The sequence below is a fragment of the Herbaspirillum sp. GW822-FHT03A08 genome, assembly GCF_058801885.1.
Map to the genome: position 1 here is coordinate 1 of NZ_JBXANR010000002.1, position 20,627 is coordinate 20,627.

The 20,627-nt window shown below is 59.3% G+C and carries 21 protein-coding genes; 2 read left to right on the forward strand and 19 right to left on the reverse strand.

Annotated elements, in window-relative coordinates:
• Window positions 1-528 precede the first annotated feature (528 nt).
• The 19 genes from AC1RN6_RS05005 to infA all read right to left on the reverse strand — a co-directional run bounded on the left by AC1RN6_RS05005 (window position 529) and on the right by infA (window position 16,814).
• Window positions 529-1,143 (reverse strand): HupE/UreJ family protein, encoded by a 615-nt coding sequence (locus tag AC1RN6_RS05005; protein ID WP_493003533.1) that lies wholly within the window; start codon window positions 1,141-1,143, stop codon window positions 529-531.
• An 83-nt stretch (window positions 1,144-1,226) separates the two neighbouring features.
• Window positions 1,227-1,862, reverse strand: a complete 636-nt coding sequence (gene ureG, locus AC1RN6_RS05010) for an urease accessory protein UreG (protein ID WP_493003535.1) — start codon at window positions 1,860-1,862, stop codon at window positions 1,227-1,229.
• A 97-nt stretch (window positions 1,863-1,959) separates the two neighbouring features.
• Window positions 1,960-2,640 carry an urease accessory protein UreF gene (locus tag AC1RN6_RS05015; protein WP_493003537.1) on the reverse strand — a complete coding sequence of 227 codons (681 nt, stop codon included), beginning with the start codon at window positions 2,638-2,640 and terminating at the stop codon, window positions 1,960-1,962.
• A gap of 15 nt (window positions 2,641-2,655) precedes the next feature.
• Entirely contained in the window at window positions 2,656-3,168 is a 513-nt protein-coding gene (ureE, locus tag AC1RN6_RS05020; RefSeq protein WP_493003538.1) for an urease accessory protein UreE, read from the reverse strand.
• 5 nt (window positions 3,169-3,173) lie between these two features.
• A complete protein-coding gene (gene ureC / locus AC1RN6_RS05025; RefSeq protein WP_493003539.1) occupies window positions 3,174-4,874 on the reverse strand; it encodes an urease subunit alpha in 1,701 nt (566 codons plus the stop codon).
• Complete coding sequence (locus AC1RN6_RS05030; RefSeq protein WP_493003541.1) at window positions 4,874-5,197, reverse strand: urease subunit beta; 324 nt, start codon at window positions 5,195-5,197, stop codon at window positions 4,874-4,876. The genes ureC and AC1RN6_RS05030 overlap by 1 nt, the downstream gene beginning before the upstream one ends.
• Window positions 5,198-5,208: 11 nt before the next feature.
• Complete coding sequence (locus AC1RN6_RS05035; RefSeq protein WP_034298124.1) at window positions 5,209-5,511, reverse strand: urease subunit gamma; 303 nt, start codon at window positions 5,509-5,511, stop codon at window positions 5,209-5,211.
• A 14-nt stretch (window positions 5,512-5,525) separates the two neighbouring features.
• A complete protein-coding gene (locus AC1RN6_RS05040) occupies window positions 5,526-6,437 on the reverse strand; it encodes an urease accessory protein UreD (protein ID WP_493003543.1) in 912 nt (303 codons plus the stop codon).
• A gap of 134 nt (window positions 6,438-6,571) precedes the next feature.
• Window positions 6,572-7,270: an urea ABC transporter ATP-binding subunit UrtE gene (gene urtE, locus AC1RN6_RS05045; RefSeq protein WP_493003544.1), complete on the reverse strand. Its 699-nt coding sequence runs from the start codon at window positions 7,268-7,270 to the stop codon at window positions 6,572-6,574.
• 19 nt (window positions 7,271-7,289) lie between these two features.
• A complete protein-coding gene (gene urtD / locus AC1RN6_RS05050; RefSeq protein WP_493003545.1) occupies window positions 7,290-8,144 on the reverse strand; it encodes an urea ABC transporter ATP-binding protein UrtD in 855 nt (284 codons plus the stop codon).
• Window positions 8,141-9,265, reverse strand: a complete 1,125-nt coding sequence (gene urtC / locus AC1RN6_RS05055; RefSeq protein WP_493003547.1) for an urea ABC transporter permease subunit UrtC — start codon at window positions 9,263-9,265, stop codon at window positions 8,141-8,143. Before urtC ends, urtD begins: the two co-directional genes overlap by 4 nt.
• Window positions 9,262-10,878, reverse strand: coding sequence for an urea ABC transporter permease subunit UrtB (gene urtB, locus AC1RN6_RS05060; RefSeq protein WP_493003549.1), 1,617 nt, complete (start codon window positions 10,876-10,878; stop codon window positions 9,262-9,264). Before urtB ends, urtC begins: the two co-directional genes overlap by 4 nt.
• Before the next feature lie 221 nt (window positions 10,879-11,099).
• Window positions 11,100-12,353: an urea ABC transporter substrate-binding protein gene (gene urtA, locus AC1RN6_RS05065; RefSeq protein WP_007881331.1), complete on the reverse strand. Its 1,254-nt coding sequence runs from the start codon at window positions 12,351-12,353 to the stop codon at window positions 11,100-11,102.
• Between the two features lie 233 nt (window positions 12,354-12,586).
• Window positions 12,587-13,426, reverse strand: coding sequence for a ferritin-like domain-containing protein (locus AC1RN6_RS05070; RefSeq protein ID WP_493003550.1), 840 nt, complete (start codon window positions 13,424-13,426; stop codon window positions 12,587-12,589).
• 228 nt (window positions 13,427-13,654) lie between these two features.
• A complete protein-coding gene (gene dapA, locus AC1RN6_RS05075) occupies window positions 13,655-14,524 on the reverse strand; it encodes a 4-hydroxy-tetrahydrodipicolinate synthase (protein ID WP_493003552.1) in 870 nt (289 codons plus the stop codon).
• A 318-nt stretch (window positions 14,525-14,842) separates the two neighbouring features.
• The gene (locus tag AC1RN6_RS05080; RefSeq protein WP_493003553.1) at window positions 14,843-15,496 is read right to left on the reverse strand and encodes an HD domain-containing protein; all 654 of its coding nucleotides are present in this window, start codon (window positions 15,494-15,496) and stop codon (window positions 14,843-14,845) included.
• A gap of 247 nt (window positions 15,497-15,743) precedes the next feature.
• A complete protein-coding gene (locus AC1RN6_RS05085) occupies window positions 15,744-15,956 on the reverse strand; it encodes a cold-shock protein (protein WP_007881326.1) in 213 nt (70 codons plus the stop codon).
• A 246-nt stretch (window positions 15,957-16,202) separates the two neighbouring features.
• On the reverse strand, window positions 16,203-16,511 hold the full coding sequence (locus tag AC1RN6_RS05090; protein WP_493003555.1) for a hypothetical protein: 309 nt from the start codon (window positions 16,509-16,511) through the stop codon (window positions 16,203-16,205).
• Window positions 16,512-16,550: 39 nt separating this feature from the next.
• Window positions 16,551-16,814 carry a translation initiation factor IF-1 gene (gene infA, locus AC1RN6_RS05095; RefSeq protein ID WP_007881321.1) on the reverse strand — a complete coding sequence of 88 codons (264 nt, stop codon included), beginning with the start codon at window positions 16,812-16,814 and terminating at the stop codon, window positions 16,551-16,553.
• Window positions 16,815-17,279: 465 nt separating this feature from the next.
• Here infA and AC1RN6_RS05100 point away from each other — a divergent pair, with 465 nt between their 5' ends.
• Window positions 17,280-17,534: a DUF1488 family protein gene (locus AC1RN6_RS05100; protein WP_493003557.1), complete on the forward strand. Its 255-nt coding sequence runs from the start codon at window positions 17,280-17,282 to the stop codon at window positions 17,532-17,534.
• Between the two features lie 256 nt (window positions 17,535-17,790).
• The gene (locus AC1RN6_RS05105; RefSeq protein ID WP_493003559.1) at window positions 17,791-20,517 is read left to right on the forward strand and encodes a DbpA RNA binding domain-containing protein; all 2,727 of its coding nucleotides are present in this window, start codon (window positions 17,791-17,793) and stop codon (window positions 20,515-20,517) included.
• The last annotated feature ends 110 nt before the right edge of the window (window positions 20,518-20,627 follow it).

Consider the following 20,627-nt stretch of genomic DNA (forward strand, 5'->3'; position numbering starts at 1 on the left):
CAGTGTGAAAGTAGGTCATCGTCAGGCTATTAATTAAGCTTAAGCCCCAGATCTCAAGGTCTGGGGCTTTTTGCTGTCCAACGCACCCCTCCATCCCTCCTCATCACCCTCCAGCATTCCCTCCCACATCACCCCGCATTCCCCCGCACTCATCAACGCACTCTTCCTCTTCGCCGCTCTTCTTCGCTTCAAAACAGCCCCACCTCAACGTCAGCCAGAGACACACCCGACTATTCGCCTCAATCCTGCCAGCAGGCGTGAACTTCACATCTGTAGAATGGGAGTACGGCAATGATCGCGCCAGAAGCCGTACTCTCATCAAACACCGATCCGAATCCAGTTCTGAACAACCAATGGCAATCGCAGCATCACTACGCCATGCACTTCCACCGCCGCCATCAATAGCCAACCAGTGTCAGGCGCGACAGACGAACCACACTTCGTTCAGGCAATAAAAAAGCCGCGTCGAAACGCGGCTTTTGATTCAACTTTATCACCGACGCTCATCGGTGACCCAGCTTCAATACATCACACTCCTGCAAGCAAATACGCGCCCACGGCGGCAATACCGATACCACCAATACGCACAACCTTATCTGCCATCTGTTTGCCGGCGAACAAGCCGATACCCAAACCGGCGGCATGCAACAGCGCAGTCGCCAGTACAAAGCCAAGGCCGTACATCGCGGCCGACGAGCCATGCGGCAATTCGCTGCCGTGTGCATAGCCGTGGAATAGCGCGAACAGCGATACCACCACTGTGCTTGCCCACAACGGCATCTTCACGGCGAAGGCGATCAACAGGCCGAGAACCGCGACCGAGGCGGCAATACCGGTTTCCGCCGCAGGAAATTCAAGTCCTGCAAATGCCAGCAACGCGCCGACCACCATCATCAGCGGAAACGCCAGCGGCAACACCCACATTGCGGAACGCTTGTTCTGCGCGGCCCACAGGCCAACTGCCAGCATCGCCAGCAAATGGTCGATCCCAGAGAATGGGTGAGCGAAGCCGGCGCTGAAGCTGCCCGATGCCGTCATCAACGAACCGGGATGGCCTGGATGCGCGAAGGCGCTGCCTGCTGCCAGCGCTGTGATGGTCAATGCGGTAGTGCGCATTGCGGTCTTGGTGGAAAGTCGGAACATGTTTTTTCTCCTTCGTATTAATCTTCGTGGATGCGCACGCGCGCCAAGCTAATCTGAATAACGTAAATCTCAAACAGGCTTCTTCAAGCCCGCTTCTTTTCGTCCAGCAAACCTTGCTTGCGGATATATTCAATCACCGTCTCGACCCCGTCGCCGCTGCGCAGGTTGGTAAACACAAACGGACGTTCGCCGCGCATGCGTTTTGCATCTTGCGCCATGATGTCGAGATTGGCGCCGACATAAGGCGCCAGATCGGTCTTGTTGATGATCAGCAGATCTGAACGCGTAATGCCAGGGCCGCCTTTGCGTGGAATCTTCTCGCCGCCGGCAACGTCGATCACGTAAATCGTCAGATCCGACAATTCCGGGCTGAACGTCGCCGCCAGATTGTCGCCGCCGGATTCTACCAGTATCAGGTCCAGATCCGGGAAATCCGCGCTCATGCGGGCGATCGCTTCCAGGTTGATTGAAGCATCTTCACGGATCGCCGTGTGCGGACAGCCACCGGTCTCGACACCCATCAGGCGCTCTGCCGGCAAGGCATCGGCGCGCAGCAGGATCTCCATGTCCTCCTTGGTGTAGATGTCATTGGTGATGACGGCCATATCGTAATGATCACGCATGCGTTTGCACAGCATTTCGCACAGCGCCGTCTTGCCGGAACCGACCGGGCCGCCGATGCCGACGCGCAAGGGATTTGGGGAGGATGGATTGCTCATGTTTATCTCGGCTTTATATCTGGGTTATATCTGTCAAAAACGAATTCTGTAAAATTCAAATGGTCATGCGATCGCGGACTGCCTCAGTATCGATACATCATGAACGATACAAGCGACTGTACTGCACTTCATGCTGCATCGACAGCAGCGACAAGCCCGGCGACCAGTTCGACAGTTCATCATCTGCCAACTCCTGTGCCGTCTTTGCTGCCGCCTCCAGCTCCGGTTGCAACGACAACAATAAACGTTGACCTGAAACCTGGCCTAACGGCACCGATTTCACGCAGACCAGCACCTGATTCTCCGCCCACGCGAACAGCATGCCCAGCAAGGCTGCGTCATGCGGCACGTTCAGCGCCACAGCCGCACAAGCCAATGCCGTCGGCAGCGGTACTTCGCCTTGTGCCTGCATCAGATCGAGCAAGGATTTATCGCCGATCTTCAGATCGATCGCCAGCTTGCTCAGCGAATAACCCATCTGTATCGTCTCGGCGCGGAACTCGGCGGTATCGCGCGCAGCAATAAAGCGTTCGTTCCACAATGCCACTGCATCCGCATCGCGTCCGGCAAAAGCCTGCAGCAGACGCCACAAAATCGGTGCTTCGAAACGAGCGACCACTTCATGCAGCGAGTCGATGATCCATGCACGCGCACCGGCTTCGTTCTTGACGCTGCCGTTTTCAATGGCGGCTTCCAGCCCCTGCGAATAGCTGTATGCGCCGATCGGCAACGACGGGCTGGTCAGCTGGAGCAGATGGAGCAGGGCTTGTGCTTGCATGGCGTGTTCTGCCAATTAAGCCGATTTATCGCCGGGGCGATGAATCTTCTGACGCACGGGGATCGGCGCCAGCGGATGATGATGGTCGTCACCGTGGTGATGGTGACCGCCGCCATAAGCGCCGGATTCCGGTTCGAAGGCGGCCTCCTCTTCCACCACCAGCGCGCCGAGGCCTTCCAGCATTTCCTTCAGTACCGGATCCTTGCGAATACGCAGGAAGCCTTCGCCGACCTGCGCCTGCGTGTGGCGGTTGCCGAGGTGGAAGGCGCAACGCAGCAACTGATGCGGTGAATTCGCTTCGACACGGTAAGTCGCTTCCTTGGCGGCATTGATCTTCACCACGCGGCCATCGTCGCCGCGCAGCAGATCGCCGTTGCGCAGTACCGTGCCGCGCACAGTGAATACGGCGACTTCCTCGCCGGACGTCATGGTGGCGCGCAAGCGGCTCTTTTCGCGTTGGTCGTAAGGCAGCAGCAATTCGCCGTCGATCTTCTCGGCGTGTTCGATCTTGGTATTCAGAGTCAGCATAATTTTCAGAACAAGAAATAACGTTGCGCCAGCGGCAGGACCTTGGCCGGTTCACACACCAGCAATTCGCCATCGGCCCGCACTTCATAGGTTTCGGAATCGACTTCCATCTTTGGCGTCGCGCCGTTGTGGATCATGTCGCGCTTGCGCAGATTGCGCATGCCCTTTACGGGTACGACCGGTTTATTGAGCTTGAGCATCTCGCCGATGCCGGCATCGAACGCCGACTGCGATACGAAAGTCATCGACGTCTTCAAGCCACCACCGTACGCGCCGAACATCATGCGGTAATGCACCGGTTGCGGTGTCGGGATGGAGGCGTTCGGGTCGCCCATCTGCGCCGCGGCGATCATGCCGCTCTTCAGGATCATCGACGGCTTGACGCCGAAGAAGGCCGGTTTCCACAGCACGATGTCGGCGACCTTGCCGACTTCCAGCGAACCAACCACATGTGAAATGCCATGCGTGATCGCCGGGTTGATGGTGTACTTGGCGATATAGCGCTTGACGCGGAAATTATCGTGACGCGATGGATCCTGCGCCAGCGAACCGCGCTGCGTTTTCATCTTGTGCGCGGTCTGCCAGGTGCGCATGATCACTTCGCCGACGCGGCCCATGGCTTGCGAGTCGGACGACATCATCGAGATCGCGCCGATGTCGTGCAGGATGTCTTCCGCGGCAATCGTCTCGCGACGGATGCGCGACTCCGCGAAGGCGATGTCTTCGGCAATCGCCGGATCCAGGTGATGGCAAACCATCAGCATGTCCAGATGCTCGTCCAGCGTATTGACGGTGTAGGGACGCGTTGGATTCGTCGATGACGGCAGCACATTGCTTTCGCCGACCGCCGCGATGATGTCCGGTGCATGCCCGCCGCCTGCGCCTTCGGTGTGGAAGGTATGGATGGTGCGATCCTTGAAGGCTGCCAGCGTGTGCTCGAGGAAGCCGCCTTCATTGAGTGTATCGCTGTGGATCGCCACCTGGACGTCAAGGCGATCCGCCACCGACAGGCAGTTGTCGATGGCAGCAGGCGTCGAACCCCAGTCCTCGTGCAATTTCAAACCGATGGCGCCGGCATGGATCTGTTCTTCCAATGGCGTCGGCAGACTGACGTTGCCCTTGCCCAGGAAACCCAGATTCATCGGGAAGGCATCCGCCGCCGACAGCATCGAGTGGATATGCCATGGACCGGGCGTGCAGGTGGTCGCTGCGGTGCCGACCGCCGGGCCGGTGCCGCCGCCGATCATGGTGGTGACGCCGCTCATCAGCGCTTCTTCGATCTGCTGCGGGCAGATGAAATGGATGTGTGTGTCGACGCCGCCGGCCGTGACAATCATGCCTTCGCCGGCGATGATTTCGGTCGCGCCGCCGATGGCCATGGTGACATCTGGCTGGATGTCGGGATTGCCGGCTTTGCCGATGCCGGCGATCTTGCCGCCCTTGATGCCGATGTCGGCCTTGACGATGCCCCAGTGATCGACGATCACCGCGTTGGTGATCACGGTGTCCATCACGTCTTTATAGTTGCGCTGCGACTGGCCCATGCCGTCGCGGATCACTTTGCCGCCGCCGAACTTGACCTCTTCGCCGTAGGTCGTGAAATCCTTTTCAACTTCGATGAACAGTTCGGTGTCAGCCAGACGCAAGCGGTCACCGACGGTGGGGCCGAACATTTCGGCATAAGCCTGACGTGAAATCTTGGCCATTATTTGTTTCCCTTCTTGTCGAGTGCGCCCATCACTTTGGCGTTGAAACCATAGACCTTGCGCTCGCCGGCCAGCGCCACCAGTTCCACCGTGCGTTCCTGGCCCGGCTCGAAGCGGACCGCGGTGCCGGCGGCGATGTTGAGGCGCATGCCGTAACTGGTCTGGCGGTCGAATTTCAGCGCCGGATTGGTTTCGAAAAAGTGAAAATGCGATCCGACCTGGATCGGACGGTCGCCGCTATTGGCCACCGTGACAGTCGCTGTAGCACGGCCGACGTTGAGTTCGATGTCGCCCGGCTCAACCAGCATTTCTCCTGGAATCATCTCGACGCTCCTTAAGGAATAGGGTGATGAACCGTGACCAGCTTGCTGCCGTCCGGGAAAGTCGCTTCGACCTGAATATCGGGGATCATCTCCGCCACGCCGTCCATCACATCGGCGCGGGTCAGGATCCTGGTGCCTTCCGACATCAGCTCGGCCACGGTGCGGCCGTCGCGCGCGCCTTCCATGATGGCCGCCGTGATCAGCGCCACCGCTTCCGGATAGTTCAGCTTCAGGCCGCGCGCCTTGCGCCGTTCAGCCACCAGCGCTGCCGTAAAAATCAGCAGCTTGTCTTTTTCCCGTGGGGTCAGTTCCATGTGTTCTCCTTAATCTATGTATTCCAGATGCGCGGGACGATCGCCTCACGCTGCATCAATTCCGGACGGATGCGCTGCCATGCATGCGTCAGCCACTGCCGCGCAATCTGGCTGGAGTTGCCGAGATAACGCAACACCAATACCTGTTTCATCTGCGTCGCACCGCTGCGGCCATTTCCATTTTGCGCCAGCGCGCTGGTCTGCTCGCGCAACTCGCCGAGAAAGGCGGTGTTGAGCGGCAAGCCGACCGCGATCAGGGTCGCGCTTACGGTATAACCGGCCAAGGCCAGCGGACTCGTCATGGACGACGTCCCCGCACGCAAGGCGCCTTGTTCGAACCACACCAGTTTGCCATCGCGGCGGATGCTGGTGCGCTGGCTGACGCGGCCGTTGACGAAGGATTCGCCCGACGCGGTGCGGCCGAAGCACAGGATCTCGCCGCCGATATATGTGGCGTCGGCGACCAGCTCGACCTGATGCTCCATGCGCACGTCGGCGTCGTTGAAGAAGATAGTTTCCTGCGGCAGCCATTCCAGCGCGGCGCCGGCGGTCGCGGTCAGCGATACCTGCTGCTGCGAGACGAAGCCGTTGGCGCGGTACCATTTGCCGGCGCCCGGCGTGGTTAGCAGCGCATGCGCGTTGTCGCCGACATGAGCGTTGATGTTCAGCACGTCGCCGCCCAGGATGCCGCCTGGCGGATGCACGATGACGGCGTGGCAGACGGCAGGATGTTCGGGATAGAGTGGCTTTTGCACGCGCAGCGGGCCGAAATGGCTGCGCTCGATCATGCGCGTGGTGCCCGCATCGTCGGCGAAGCCCAGCGTCAGCCGCGCCTGCTCATGGCGTGGGGATGCCATGGAGGTGGTGACGGCGGCGGCTTGGCCCGACGCCGTGACGGCAGTGGCAGGATCGATGATGCGTTTCATGCAATGTTTGAAAGAGGTCAGGACGGCAACGATGTGCTTTTATAGCAGACCTGATGCTAAAAAGCATCCCGCGCACGCGGCCGGGGTGAACATCCATGTCGGCGGCGGCGGGCTGCGCTTGGGCGTTTGTATTCCTATACCGCCAGATGTTTCTTGACGTCTTCGTTATCCATCTCGGCCTGTACGCCTGAGGCGACCACTTCACCGCGCGACATCACGACAAAGGTGTCGGCCAGTTCGCGCGCAAAATCGAAGTACTGTTCGCACAGCAGAATGCCGATGTCGCCGCGCTGACGCAGCAGGCTGATCACGCGGCCGATGTCCTTGATGATCGATGGCTGGATGCCTTCGGTCGGTTCGTCGAGGATGATCAGCTTCGGCTCGGCCAGCAGTGCGCGGGCAATCGCCAGTTGCTGCTGCTGCCCGCCCGACAGATCGCCGCCGCGACGGTGCAGCATTTCTTTCAGCACCGGGAACAGTTCGTACACCTCGCCCTTGATCGTCGACGCCTTGCGGCCGGACTTGGTCGCCATGCCCATCAGCAGGTTTTCTTCCACGGTCAGGCGTGCAAAGATCTCACGGCCCTGCGGCACATACGCGATGCCGAGCGCTGCGCGTTGATGCGGTTTGAGTCTGGTGATGTCACGGCCTTCCAGGGTGACGTTGCCGGCAGCGACGGGCAGCACGCCCATCAGGCATTTCAGCAGCGTCGTCTTGCCCACGCCGTTGCGGCCGAGCAGCGACAGGCACTTGCCCTTTTCGACATTGATCGACACGCCGCGCAAGGTATGTGCAGCACCGTAGTATTGGTTCAGTTGATTGACTTGCAGCATATTCTTCTCGTCCCTGGCTTCAACGGCCTAAGTACACTTCAATCACGCGATCGTCCGATTGCACCTGCTGCATCGTGCCTTCCGCCAGCACCGAGCCTTCGTGCAGCACGGTCACCTTGCCGCCTTGCGCGATCTCTTCGACGAAGCCCATGTCGTGCTCGACCACCATGATCGAATGCTTACCGCGCAGCTCATTGAGCAATTCAGCAGTGCGTACGGTTTCGGCATCCGACATGCCGGCCACCGGTTCGTCCAGCAGCAATAATTGCGGCTCCTGCATCAGCAGCATGCCGATTTCCAGCCACTGCTTCTGACCGTGCGAGAGCAGGCCGGCGACGCGGTTTTCCTGACCGTTGAGGCGAATCAGTCTGAGGATCTCTTCGATCTTGCCGATCTGTTCCGAGTTCAGGCGCGCGAACAAGGTCGTCTTCACGCGCTTGTCCATCTTCATCGCCATTTCCAGATTTTCAAAGACCGAGTGTTGCTCGAACACCGTCGGCCGCTGGAACTTGCGGCCGATGCCGGCGTGGGCGATCTCGTATTCGGTCATCTTGGTCAGGTCGATGCTCTGGCCGAAGAACGCCGTACCTGCCGTCGGCCGCGTCTTGCCCGTGATGACATCCATCATCGTGGTCTTGCCGGCGCCGTTGGGGCCGATGATGCAGCGCAGTTCACCAACCGAGATATCGAGATTCAGGTTGTTGATCGCCTTGAAACCGTCGAACGAGACCGTGATGTTTTCCAGATACAGGATGGCGCCGTGCGTGGTGTCGACGCCTTCCGGTTTGATGCGGGCGTAGGATGTGCCGTGGTCGGCGTGCTGGCCGTTATCGACGCTGTCTTGCGGCGCGGCGCGATTGTACATTTCGCTCATGCGGCCTCCTTGGATGGATCTGATTTTTCTTGCTTCTTCAGTTTCTTGATCAGTCCCAGAATGCCTTGCGGCAGGAACAGCGTTACGAGGATAAAGATCAGACCCAGCGCATACAGCCACAGATCCGGGAAGGCGGCAGTGAACCAGCTCTTGAGGCCGTTGACGGTGAACGCGCCGATGATCGGGCCGAGCAGCGAACCGCGTCCGCCGACGGCCGCCCAGATCACCATTTCAATCGAGTTGGCCGGCGACATTTCCGACGGGTTGATGATGCCGACCTGCGGTACATACAGCGCACCGGCAATCCCGCACAACACCGCCGACAAAGTCCATACGAACAGCTTGAACCACAGCGGGTTGTAGCCGATGAACATCAGCCGCGATTCGGAATCGCGCACGCCCTGCAGCACGCGGCCCAGTTTAGAGGTCACGATGGCGCGGCACAGCAGCAGCGAGCCGAGCAGGAAGGCCAGCGTCACCAGATACAGCACCGCCTTGGTCGACGGCGCCGTGATGGTGAAGCCGAGGATACGCTTGAAGTCGGTGAAGCCGTTGTTGCCGCCGAAACCGGTATCGTTGCGGAAGAACAGCAGCATGAAGGCGAAGGTCATCGCCTGCGTGATGATCGAGAAGTACACGCCCTTGATGCGCGAACGGAAAGCAAAGTAACCGAACACGAAGGCCAGCACGCCCGGCACCAGCACCACCAGCAGCATGGCGAACCAGAAATGCTCTGTCATCCACCAGTACCAGGGATAAGCCTTCCAGTTGAGGAACACCATGAAGTCCGGCAAGTCGCTTTGATACACGCCATCGTGGCCGATGGCGCGCATCAGGTACATGCCATGCGCATAGCCGCCCAGCGCGAAGAATACGCCGTGGCCGAGCGACAGGATACCGGTGTAGCCCCACACCAGATCCAGCGCCAGCGCCGCCATCGCGTAGCACATGAACTTGCCGATCAGCGCGATGGTATAGCTGGAGATGGACAGCGGATGGCCAGCCGGAAAGATCAGGTTGAGAATCGGCAGCAGACCCAGGATCACGGTAAAGACCACGATGGCAATCCATGCCGGACGCGAAAACAGCGAAGGTTTCAAAGGTAGATTCAGGGTACTCATTCCACGCTCCTGCCTTTCAGTGCAAACAGGCCTTGCGGGCGCTTTTGGATAAACACGATGATGAACACGAGGATGGCGATCTTGGCCAGCACGGCGCCGGCGACCGGTTCCAGGAACTTGTTCACTTCGCCCAGGCCGAACGCGGCGATCACGGTGCCCGCCAGTTGGCCGACGCCGCCCAGCACCACCACCATGAAGGAGTCGACGATATAACCCTGGCCCAGATCGGGGCCGACATTGCCGAGCTGCGACAAGGCCACGCCGCCGAGACCCGCGATGCCGCAGCCGAGGCCGAAGGTCATCATGTCGATCTTGCCGGTCGAGACGCCCACACAATCGGCCATGCGACGGTTCTGTGTCACGGCGCGTACGAACAGGCCCAGACGTGTTTTATTCAGGATCAGCCACACTGCAAACACCACAAACAGCGCGAAGAAAATAATCACGATCCGGTTGTACGACAGCACCAGCGAACCCAGCACCGTGATGCCGCCCGACATCCAGCTCGGGTTGGCGACTTCGACATTCTGCGCGCCGAAGATCGAGCGCACGCCCTGCATCAGCATCAGGCTGATGCCCCAGGTGCACAGCAGGGTTTCCAGCGGACGACCGTAGAGCCAGCGGATCACCAGGCGTTCGAGCGCGATGCCCACTGCCGCAGCAACGATGAAGGCAGCCGGCAGCGCAACAACAAGATAAGCGTCGATCGCACCGGGGAAGAATTTGCGGAACACCAGTTGGCACACGTAAGTCGTGTAGGCGCCGATCATCAGCAGTTCGCCGTGCGCCATGTTGATGATGCCCATCAGGCCGAAGGTGATCGCCAGGCCCAGCGCTGCCAGCAACAGTACGCTGCCCAGCGAGACGCCGTAGAACAGTTTGCCGACGAATTCGGTGATGGACAGGTGGCGGTCCAGCGCCGACAGCGTGCGGACCGCTTCAATGCGCACGCCCTCGTCGGTTTCGACATAGCTGCCGTCAGGATTTTTGGCCAGCATTTGTTCCAGCACCGGTTTCAGATTGGCGTTGGTGGTCTCGGCCAGCGCTTTGACGGCGGCCTTGCGTGCCACCGCGTCAGGCGCATGCAGGTTGGCGGTGGCGACCACTTGCTTCAACACTTCCTGAATCTGCGGATCTTTTTCCGCGGCCAGTGCTTTGCTGATCAGTGGTGTCTGTGCGGCGTCGGCGGTCTTCAGCAGTTCTGTCGCTGCGGTCAAACGTGCGGCGCGGTCCGGCGAGAACAGCTTGAGGCCGGACAGGGCGCCTTCGACCACACCGCGCAGACGGTTGTTGACGGTAATGCCTTCGGCGTCGTCGGGCGCAGGTCCGGTCTTGTCGGTGGCGGGATTAAATGCCTCGGTGTCTTCAATGATCAGCACGTCGCCGGCAGGCGTGGCGTACAGCGCATCGCTGTTGATGGCGTTGAGGATTTTCTGGGCGTCGGCATTGGCCAGCGCAGCAATCTGGGTGACGGCGGCAATCCGCGCGTCAGGGTCGTCGCCGGCCAGCGGCTTGAGCAGCGCCGGATCGATCGCGGCATGCGCGCTGATCGCCTGGGTGCACAGCCAGCCTGTGAGCAAGGCGGACGCAATGATCTTGGGGAGAAGTCTCATGGTTCTTTTCGGTGGCACTGCAAGACGGAAAGAAAGTCGGTCTTACGACGCTTATCTGAGATTCATGCACGCACTTCCAGGAGAAATTTCACTGAGAAATTTCAAGTAAAGAATGCGGCCTTGATTGCACCGGACGGGATGTCGGACGTCCGGTGCAAGGACTTGCAAACCGCTGCATGGAACATGCAGCGGGGACTACTCAAACGTTGCAAGCTGCTGCATTACATCTTTTGCTTGCTTTCGTTGCCCGGGATGTATGGGCTCCATGGCTGTGCACGGATCGTAGTCTTGGTCTTGTTGACCACGTTGAACTGACCGTCGGCCTTGATTTCGCCGATCATCACTGGTTTGTGCAGGTGATGGTTGGTCTTGTCCATTTCCAGCGTGTAGCCGGACGGCGCCTTGAAGGTCTGGCCGCCCATCGCTGCGATCACCTTGTCGGTGTCGGTGGTCTTGGCTTTTTCAACTGCTTGCTTCCACATGTAGATACCGACGTAAGTCGCTTCCATCGGATCGTTGGTCACGACTGTGTCGGCGTTCGGCAGACCCTTGGCCTTGGCGTAAGCTTTCCACTTCTTGATGAAGGCGGTGTTGACCGGATTCTTCACGGATTCGAAGTAGTTCCAGGCAGCCAGGTGGCCGACCAGCGGCTTGGTGTCGACGCCGCGCAATTCTTCTTCACCCACCGAGAACGCCACGACAGGCACGTCGGTCGCCTTCAGGCCGGCATTGCCGAGTTCTTTGTAGAACGGCACGTTGGAGTCGCCGTTGATGGTCGAGATCACCGCTGTCTTGCCGCCTGCTGCAAACTTCTTGATGTTGGCGACGATGGTTTGATAATCGGAGTGGCCGAACGGTGTATAGACTTCGTCGATGTCGGAATCCTTCACGCCCTTGCTATGCAGGAAGGCGCGCAGAATCTTGTTGGTGGTGCGTGGGTACACATAGTCGGTGCCCAGCAGGACGAAACGCTTGGCGCCGCCGCCTTCTTTCGACATCAGGTATTCAGTCGCAGGGATCGCTTGCTGGTTAGGTGCTGCGCCGGTGTAGAACACATTCTTTTCCAGCTCTTCGCCTTCATACTGAACCGGGTAGAACAGCAGGCTGTTCAATTCCTTGAAGACCGGCAGAACCGATTTGCGCGAGACCGAAGTCCAGCAGCCGAACACGACGGAAACCTTGTCTTGCGAGATCAGCTGGCGCGCTTTTTCAGCGAACAGTGGCCAGTTGGATGCAGGGTCAACGATCACAGGCTCAAGCTTCTTGCCCATGACGCCGCCATTGGCGTTGATTTCATCGATTGTCATCAGCGCTACATCTTTGAGCGATGTTTCGGAGATGGCCATGGTGCCCGAGAGCGAGTGCAGGATGCCGACCTTGATGGTGTCCGCGGCGAACGCGGCTGGGAGCCAGGAGGATGCTGCAAGTGCGAACGCGCCGAGTGCTGTTGCTTTTAGGATAGTGCGACGTGACATGAAGTGCTCCTACAGTTAGAAGAATCAATGAGAGTTTGTTGACTGCCTTTCTGCTTTAGCAGATTGCGTGCCAATGACAATTCGTCAATCTCTCTCGATTTTTCCGGCTTTGCAGAAGCGAGCGCGCGCTATCGCACCATTTTAGTGATGGTAAAAATGGTGGCGGTGCGGCGAATCCCGATTTGCCCCAAACAGGAGCAATTTGGTGCAAATCAGTGAAGGGGTGATTGTTTTTAGCGCAAAAATACGTGCTGCATCAGTTGCTGGATCGGATATTGCACCCAGCTCTGCACCCGCGGCGACAGCTCCAGCGGACGCATGATCATCTTCAGCGTCATCTCCGGCGTCAAATTGGTGCGCACGGTAGCGCTCATGCGCGCGCTCAGTTCCTTTAAATAGGCAACGTCGCCGGCCCGCGCCGGATCGTGGAATTTCAGTACATGGCGGATCGCGCAGTCGGCATCTTCATTGCGCATTTCCAGCGTGCGTCGGCTCAGGGTGCCGAGCACGCGCGAGCGGCCGATGCCTTCGCGTTTGCGATATTCGCGGAAATAGCGGTAAAAATGCTTGTAGTGATTGACCTCGTCGTTCGAGATTCGCGAGGCCAGATCGCGTAGCACCGGTTCCTTTACGCTGCGCGACAGTGCCCGGTAATACGTCGCGGTGCCGGTCTCGACCACGCAGCGCGCCGCCATTTCCAGCGCCTTGGTCGGTTCCAGCAGTTCGACCTTGCAGTAGGTCGCGTACTCCTTGAGGAAACTGTCGTAAGCGCGTTGCCAGGGAAATTCAGGCCAGACATGCTCGACATACGCCCGCAGCGCCCGGCCATGCTGCAGCTCTTCCACCTCCCACTGTTCGCGCAGCCAGGCCGCGACTTCGGCGTTGTCGCTGAAGAAATCCAGCAGGTTATCGGTATACAGATCGGAGCCGCTTTCGACGAAGGAGGCGCAGGCCACCAGATAGAACGTGTTTTCGTCGCTACGTACACGCCGCAGATCGATGCGGGAAAAATCCAGGTCGGCGATGCTCCAGTGCGGCTGGTGCCGATCTTGTTGCTGTTCCTGACTTGCCACGATACCTCCTCGACAATGCTGACATGGAAATAAGACGAGGAGAAAACTGCTTGGTTCGCAAAGAAACATTAGCCTTTTGTAACAAAGGCGGATTTATCGTGCGTCATATTTCCAATCAGGCAATACCGACAGTAGGTCGGAACGCGAGCGATGACGGCTGCCTCGTTTTCAGCAAGCCGCCGTTTCGCCCGCTCCCTGTCTGCGGTTTTTCAGTTTGTCGCCCGGCGCTTACAGGCAACCAAGCCGCAGCAATTCGCGTTGCAGTTTTTCTTGCAACGCCGTAGAACCGGGCTGCATCGGCGCGCGCAATTCGTCGCGCACCATGCCCATCAATGCGAGCGCGGTCTTGATCGGCGCAGGATTGGGTTCGGCAAACAGCAGACGAATCAGCGGCAGCAAATCGTAGAAGACGGCACGAGCCTCCTCGATGCGTTGCGCGCGCACCAGCTGCGCCACGCGTACAAACAGGTCCGGACGCAGATGTGCCGCCGCCGTGATGGCGCCGCTGCCGCCCAGGCAGAGCGTGGTGAAGATCTGCTCATCTTCGCCGGCCAAGATGCGCAAGCCGCCATGCGCGATCAGGTCCATCGTCGCACCCAGGCTGCCGCCGCAATCCTTGACGGCGACAATGCGCTCATGCGCGGCGAGCGCAAGTATCGTGGCGCTGTCGATGTTGATGCCGGTGCGATAAGGGATGTTGTAGACGATCACGGGCACGGTGGCGGCGTCCGCCATGGCGAGATAGAAAGCGCGCAGGCCTTCCTGCGAGGGACGAATGTAATACGGCGCCGGGATCAGCAGACCGGCAATCCGGCGCTGCTGGATTTTCTGCATCTTTTCCAGCATGCCCGCCTGGCGGTTGCCGGCCAGCCCCATTACTACCGGGCAGTCGGGCACGGCGGCGATGATGGCGTCCAGTACCGCCAGTTGTTCATCGTCGTCCAGCGCGGCGGCTTCGGCCGTCGAGCCGCAGGCCACCAGTCCGGACACCCCGGCGTCAACCATGCTGCGAGCCAGCGCCTGCAAGGCAGGAAAATCGATGCGACCGTCGTGAAACGGCGTGATCAGAGGGATCCAGATTCCGTCGAAAGAAGTCATTGCTGCTCTCCATTGAAGTACTGCATTACAGACCGTCGAATGTCTGTCGGCAGGTGCAAGGAAGAGGTAGCGAGGGGAACGTGTCCGGTCTGCGTTTGCCATCCTGTCAGCCCACCTGACAGGACAGCGCGCCCCGGTCAGATGAGCGACTGTTTTTTTTGTTTACCGGCGGCCGTACGCACGCGCGTCTGCGCAGCCGCGACATACAGGCTGAGCGACAACAGGCAGGACAGAGTGACCAGGGCAGCGGTAAACATGAAGATCAATACGTGATGTAAAACGATGGATCGATTCTAGCAGCATTCCGGCGAAACGTTTTCAGACCGCGGCACCTTGCCATTCCGCGATAAAGGTTGTGCGGAAATCGCGCAGCCATTGCATGCGCTCTTCGCCGAGGCGGCGACCAGCCAGTGTTTGCATGGAAGCCGGCAGCGTCTCCAGTTTGCAGGCGATGTGGTCTAGTGCATAGCGTTTGTCGTCGAGTGTGCGTTGCGATCCTTGCACATCGTCGGGATGGGCGAGCTGGCTGCCCATGCGGCCGGCGGTATAGAACAAGCGCGCCAGGCCGACTGCGCCGAGCGCATCCAGCCGGTCGGCGTCCTGCACGATCTTCGCCTCGATCGTCTCCGGTGGAATACCGGCGGAAAAGCTGTGCGCTTCGATGGCGTGCGTGACGCCTGCCAGTTTATCCGCAGGGAAATGCATCGCCTCCAGATGGCGGCAGGCCAGTTGTGCCGCCTGCTTTGACGCCGTGTGTCGTTGCGGATCGTTCTTCGGCAGATTCACCAGATCGTGTAAATAGCATGCGGCTTGCACGATCAGCGCATCAGCTTCGGGATGTGTGCGCAGCAAGGTCTGGGCTGTGTGCCACACGCGATGCAAATGATTGATGTCGTGTGCGCCATCGTTGCCGGCAAGTTTGCCGGCCAAAGCGACAAATTGCGCTTGCCAGCCATGCAGAGGGAGATTCATGAACAAGGATTTCGGAATGGCGGAGGAAAAACAGGATGATAGCGGAAGCGCAGCGGCCGGACAGTAGCCGGGAAGAAATGCCGGATGAAAAAAAGCCCGCCGTAGCGAGCTTTCTTTATCTGCGGTTTCCCGCAGGGTGCCGGATCCGATCGGCAATGACCCATGCTATCTGCGTGGTGTCACCGGCGACATATTGAATCCGGACTTGCATGCGCGAAGACCGTAGTCTGCGCGTCAGAACATTCGATTAGATAGGACGAATGTTGGTTGCTTTTTCGCCCTTGGGACCAGTGCCGCGCTCAAACGAAACGCGTTGGTTTTCAGCCAGGCTCTTGAAGCCGGTCGACTGAATGTCCTGGAAATGCGCGAACAGATCGTCGCCGCCTTGATCAGGCGTGATGAAGCCGAAGCCCTTGGAATCGTTGAACCATTTGACTGTACCGGTTTGTGATGTAGACATGTTTTACTTCCTTGAAAAAATGAGGGACGACGCCCGAAGCGCACCCGAGATCAAGCAAGATGTAACCGAAGAGAGTCAAACAGAGATGGCTTGTGAACAAGCGCAAGGGAGAGAGACCAACAATAACGACGACTTGATGTAAGTGCAGAATTCAATATACAGGTAAAACAGAGACTTACCTAAGCATATCGCGATAAATGGAGATTTATTTTCTGGAGGCCGGCTTGCAGGCTCAACCCGGCTGCCTCAGTTATAGCCGTAGGTCGGCGCCGGCGCGCGTTGCTGCAATTGCGCGATGGCGCGCTGCAGACGCTCATCGACGCGTTTGCTGCGCGAGGCATTGTCGGCAGTGGTCAATTCCAGTTCGCGAAAATACACGCGTACCGATTTTGCCTCCGTCACCAGCTCCAGCCGATGTGCATGTTCATGCGTCAGATCGGCGCCGATATCCCACACGCAGTCGGCGATCTGCACGTCGAGTGCCAGCGCAATGTCGAGCGCCCTGGCGGAAATCGCCGCAGCGCCTGCAGAACGTTCGATAATAGTGTCGGACATGGCGCGGTTCCGGTGTGGACGTCGGTTAGCTTGATGCGCTTAGTAGCGGCGACGTTGCTGCCCACCACCGACCGGTCCGCGTTTTTCCAGATGACGGAAAGTGATGCGGCCTTTGCTCAGGTCGTAAGGCGACAGTTCCAGCGTGACTTTATCGCCGGCCAGGATGCGGATATGGTTCTGGCGCATCTTGCCGGAGGTGTAGGCGATCAGTCGATGACCATTTTCCAGGTTGACGCGAAAGCGCGAGTCCGGCAGGACTTCTTCGACGAGGCCGTTCATTTCGAGTAATTCTTCTTTAGCCATGGTGGTTTCCAGGTAAGGCGCTCGACGGGCGAAACAGGCACGCAGCAAAACAAGCTGCACAGCATTCGCCAGAGAACGCAGAAAAAAGAGACCGGTTGCCGCGCGAGCGGACCAGTGCGATTTTGCTTTTCGTTCCGGTGTCCCAACAAGGACACACAAAAAGACTTTTGCGCCAGAAGTACAACGTTGCCGGCGCAGGACGGTTACTACGGGACGGGCCGACTGCTCGGGAACGACAGAAGCACGACCGGAAAGAGTGGAGACAGGCAATATTGCTGGCCGGTCCGGGAAAGGGTGTAACACCCAACTAAGCGCTATTATACCCTGTTGGCGCCGGACCGGTCGGATAAGCCTGTCCCGCGAGCTGAAAAAGGCCCCGGAAAGGCCGCCGTTTGCCGATTTTAATTGCTATTGGCGGCGCTTGCGCGCACTATAACTGGATTCCACGATTGAAAGTGAGCTGTCATGTCTCAAGCGTCAACCGCAGTGAAAATGACCAAAGCAGGTATCGGGTTTTCCGTCTGTGTCGAATTCGTCAATCGAGAGTGCTTCATCTCCAACGAAGCGCTGATCAAGCTGGCTTCGCAGATGTTTACCGCGATCGGCCCGATGCAAACTTTCCGTGAGCTGGAACCCAACATCACCGGCGTCGCGCGCCGCATGGTGCGGGCCGGCGTGCAGGGCACACCGCTGCAACTGACTCCCAATACCTTTCAATAACGTCAACTATTGCCAGCAATCACCGCCCGACGGTCGCCATGATCGTTGCGGCCTGATTGCCGTCCGGCATTATTTGTAGCGGACGGAGCCGTCCGCGGCAGCATTTTCACTCATAAAATCCCTGCCGGCGACGTGTCGGCGGAAGCAGCTTCCCTGTCGGTGTTGCAACTTAACTTCGCTGATTGCGTCACAAGCGAGTAAACTGCGTCACCATCCGGCCGCGCCCTGCGGCCTAAAAGAACCTGTGAGTCTCACCATGTCTGAAGCACCTCTCCCTCAGTTTTCCGATCTCAATCTCAGTGAACCGCTGTTGCGCGTCCTGAAAGAACTCGGTTACGAAACACCTTCGCCGATCCAGGCTGCCACCATCCCCACCTTGCTGAACAATCGCGACGTGCTGGGCCAGGCGCAGACCGGCACCGGCAAAACCGCGGCGTTCGCACTGCCGATTCTCTCGCGCATCGACATCCGCCAGACTGCGCCGCAAGCGCTGGTGCTGGCGCCGACGCGCGAACTGGCGATCCAGGTGGCCGAAGCGTTTCAGCGCTACGCTACGCATATTCCCGGCTTTCACGTCCTGCCGATTTACGGCGGCCAGAGCTACGGTCCGCAGCTGAGCGCCTTGCGCCGCGGCGTGCACGTCGTGGTCGGCACCCCCGGCCGCGTGATTGACCATCTGGACAAGGGTTCGCTCGATCTGTCGCAACTGAAGACCATGGTGCTCGACGAAGCCGACGAAATGCTGCGCATGGGTTTTATCGACGACGTCGAATCGATTCTGCAAAAGACACCGGCCACACGGCAGACCACGCTGTTCTCGGCGACCATGCCGGCTGTCATCAAGCGCATCGCCAAGACCTATCTGCGCGATCCGGCTGAAATCACTGTCGCCGCCAAGACCGGCACCGCCGAAAACATCCGCCAGCGCTACTGGCTGGTCAGCGGCATGCACAAGCTCGACGCGTTGACGCGCATCCTGGAAGTCGAGCCTTTCGACGGTCTCATCATTTTTTCGCGCACCAAGCTCGGCACCGAAGAACTTGCCGGCAAGTTGCAAGCAAGGGGTTTTGCCGCCGCCGCTATTAACGGCGATGTCCAGCAGCAGCAACGCGAACGCACCATCCAGCAATTGAAGGACGGACAGATCGACATTCTGATCGCCACCGACGTTGCCGCGCGCGGCCTCGACGTCGAACGCATCAGCCACGTCATCAACTACGACGTGCCTTACGATCCGGAAAGCTACACCCACCGTATCGGCCGCACCGGCCGTGCCGGACGCAGCGGCGAAGCGATCCTGTTCATCACCCCGCGTGAAAAGAATCTGCTCAAGAGCATCGAGCGCTCGACGCGCCAGCCGATTACGCAAATGACTCTGCCAAGTGTGCAGGCCGTCAATGACGTGCGCGTGGCGCGCTTCAAGGAACAGATCGGCGAAACGCTGGCCGACGGCGGCCTCGATATCTTCCGCTCGCTGATCGAAGACTACGAGCGCGAACAGAACGTCACCGCGGTCGACATCGCGGCAGCACTGGCCAAGATGGCGCGCGGCGACGTGCCGCTACTGCTCGACAAGAACCAGCGCGAACCCGAATTTGTCCGCAACGACGACCGCGCCCCGCGCGAACGTCCGGACCGTTCGCCGCGTGCGGAGCGTGGCGATCGTAATGACCGCAACGACCGCGCCGAGCGCCCAAGCTACGGCACCAAGGAGCGCATCGTCCGCGCCGCCGATCCCGGCATGCAGACCTTCCGCATCGAAGTCGGCCATCAGCACGGCGTCAAGCCCGGCAACATCGTCGGCGCCATCGCCAACGAAGCCGGCATGGATTCCAAGCACATCGGCCGCATTGAAATTTATGACGATTACAGCGTATTGGATCTGCCGGACGACATGCCTCCCGATCTGATCGATCATCTGAAATCGGTGCGCGTCGCCGGTCAGCAATTGCAGATCAGCCGTGACGACGGCAGCGTCGCTGCCGCGCCACGTGCCGCACGAAGCGAGCGTCCGGAACGTGCTGAGCGCACCGAACGCAGCGACCGTCCCGAGCGCGCTGAACGTGCCGAGCGCACAGAGCGTCCGCGTCCGACCAAGGCCGATTTCGCCGCCCACACGACACAGACTTACCGCATCGAAGTCGGTCATGACCATGGCGTCAAGCCAGGCAACATCGTCGGCGCCATCGCCAACGAAGCAGGCATGGACGCCAAGCATATCGGCCGCATCGAAATTTTCGACGACCACAGTGTGCTGGATCTGCCGGGCGACATGCCGGATGACCTGGTGCAGCATCTCAAGAAAGTCTGGGTCGCCGGTCAACAGCTGAAGATCAGCGTGACCGACGAACGCCCGCCGATGTTGCGTGCCGAACGTGGACCGCGCGGGGACCGGGATCAGCGCGACAGCCGTCCTGAACGTAGTGACGATCGCCCTGTGCGCGCAGATCGTGCAGAGCGTACAGATCGCAGCGAGCATGCTGAACGTTCCGAACGTCCCAACCAGGGTCCAGTCGAGGAACCGCGCAAAGGCAAGGGCAAGGAAAAGAGCAAGCCGGAATTCCAGATGCAGACCTTCCGCATCGAAATCGGCCGCGCGCATGCCGCTACGCCTGCCGGCATCGTCAACGCTATCGCCACCGAAGCCGGGCTCGAGGCCAAGCACATCGGTCGCATCGATATCCACGACGATCACAGCACCCTGGACTTGCCGGCCGGCATGCCCAAGCCGCTGCTGCATCAGCTGAAGGCGGTGGAAATTGACGGCCGCAAGATGAACATCAGCATCATCGGCACCGGCACCGAGCATCACGACAAGACCCCGGCGAAGAATTCCACGCCGCCGAAGGTCAACAGCAGTGCGCGCGCCGGCCGTCCGGGCGACAAGCGTTCGGACAAACGCGAAGGACGTGCTGAAACTCGTCCTGACACACGCGTTTCAGGCCACGCCAAACCGCATCGCAAGGGCGGCAAGCCTGAGTAAGCTGCAGTAATCTGTATGGTGAAATGAAAAACGGCGCGAGTGACTTCGCGCCGTTTTTTTATTGATGCGGCCATTCAATCAGCGCTTGCCGTTTATTGCCGTTTGTTGCA

What these genes read in the sequence shown, in the direction of transcription:
- AC1RN6_RS05085 (WP_007881326.1), bottom strand. Translation starts at nt 15,956, where the DNA reads ATGTCTACATCACAAACCGGTACAGTCAAATGGTTCAACGATTCCAAG.
- ureE (WP_493003538.1), bottom strand. Translation starts at nt 3,168, where the DNA reads ATGCTGACTCTGAATACCAAGATCGAACACGCCGAGAAGATCGACGGC.
- infA (WP_007881321.1), bottom strand. Translation starts at nt 16,814, where the DNA reads ATGGCTAAAGAAGAATTACTCGAAATGAACGGCCTCGTCGAAGAAGTC.
- AC1RN6_RS05035 (WP_034298124.1), bottom strand. Translation starts at nt 5,511, where the DNA reads ATGGAACTGACCCCACGGGAAAAAGACAAGCTGCTGATTTTTACGGCA.
- urtC (WP_493003547.1), bottom strand. Translation starts at nt 9,265, where the DNA reads ATGAGTACCCTGAATCTACCTTTGAAACCTTCGCTGTTTTCGCGTCCG.
- AC1RN6_RS05015 (WP_493003537.1), bottom strand. Translation starts at nt 2,640, where the DNA reads ATGCAAGCACAAGCCCTGCTCCATCTGCTCCAGCTGACCAGCCCGTCG.
- AC1RN6_RS05005 (WP_493003533.1), bottom strand. Translation starts at nt 1,143, where the DNA reads ATGTTCCGACTTTCCACCAAGACCGCAATGCGCACTACCGCATTGACC.
- ureG (WP_493003535.1), bottom strand. Translation starts at nt 1,862, where the DNA reads ATGAGCAATCCATCCTCCCCAAATCCCTTGCGCGTCGGCATCGGCGGC.
- AC1RN6_RS05030 (WP_493003541.1), bottom strand. Translation starts at nt 5,197, where the DNA reads ATGATTCCAGGAGAAATGCTGGTTGAGCCGGGCGACATCGAACTCAAC.
- urtE (WP_493003544.1), bottom strand. Translation starts at nt 7,270, where the DNA reads ATGCTGCAAGTCAATCAACTGAACCAATACTACGGTGCTGCACATACC.
- AC1RN6_RS05105 (WP_493003559.1), top strand. Translation starts at nt 17,791, where the DNA reads ATGTCTGAAGCACCTCTCCCTCAGTTTTCCGATCTCAATCTCAGTGAA.
- urtD (WP_493003545.1), bottom strand. Translation starts at nt 8,144, where the DNA reads ATGAGCGAAATGTACAATCGCGCCGCGCCGCAAGACAGCGTCGATAAC.
- ureC (WP_493003539.1), bottom strand. Translation starts at nt 4,874, where the DNA reads ATGGCCAAGATTTCACGTCAGGCTTATGCCGAAATGTTCGGCCCCACC.
- AC1RN6_RS05080 (WP_493003553.1), bottom strand. Translation starts at nt 15,496, where the DNA reads ATGAATCTCCCTCTGCATGGCTGGCAAGCGCAATTTGTCGCTTTGGCC.
- AC1RN6_RS05040 (WP_493003543.1), bottom strand. Translation starts at nt 6,437, where the DNA reads ATGAAACGCATCATCGATCCTGCCACTGCCGTCACGGCGTCGGGCCAA.
- urtB (WP_493003549.1), bottom strand. Translation starts at nt 10,878, where the DNA reads ATGAGACTTCTCCCCAAGATCATTGCGTCCGCCTTGCTCACAGGCTGG.
- AC1RN6_RS05090 (WP_493003555.1), bottom strand. Translation starts at nt 16,511, where the DNA reads ATGTCCGACACTATTATCGAACGTTCTGCAGGCGCTGCGGCGATTTCC.
- dapA (WP_493003552.1), bottom strand. Translation starts at nt 14,524, where the DNA reads ATGACTTCTTTCGACGGAATCTGGATCCCTCTGATCACGCCGTTTCAC.
- urtA (WP_007881331.1), bottom strand. Translation starts at nt 12,353, where the DNA reads ATGTCACGTCGCACTATCCTAAAAGCAACAGCACTCGGCGCGTTCGCA.
- AC1RN6_RS05100 (WP_493003557.1), top strand. Translation starts at nt 17,280, where the DNA reads ATGTCTCAAGCGTCAACCGCAGTGAAAATGACCAAAGCAGGTATCGGG.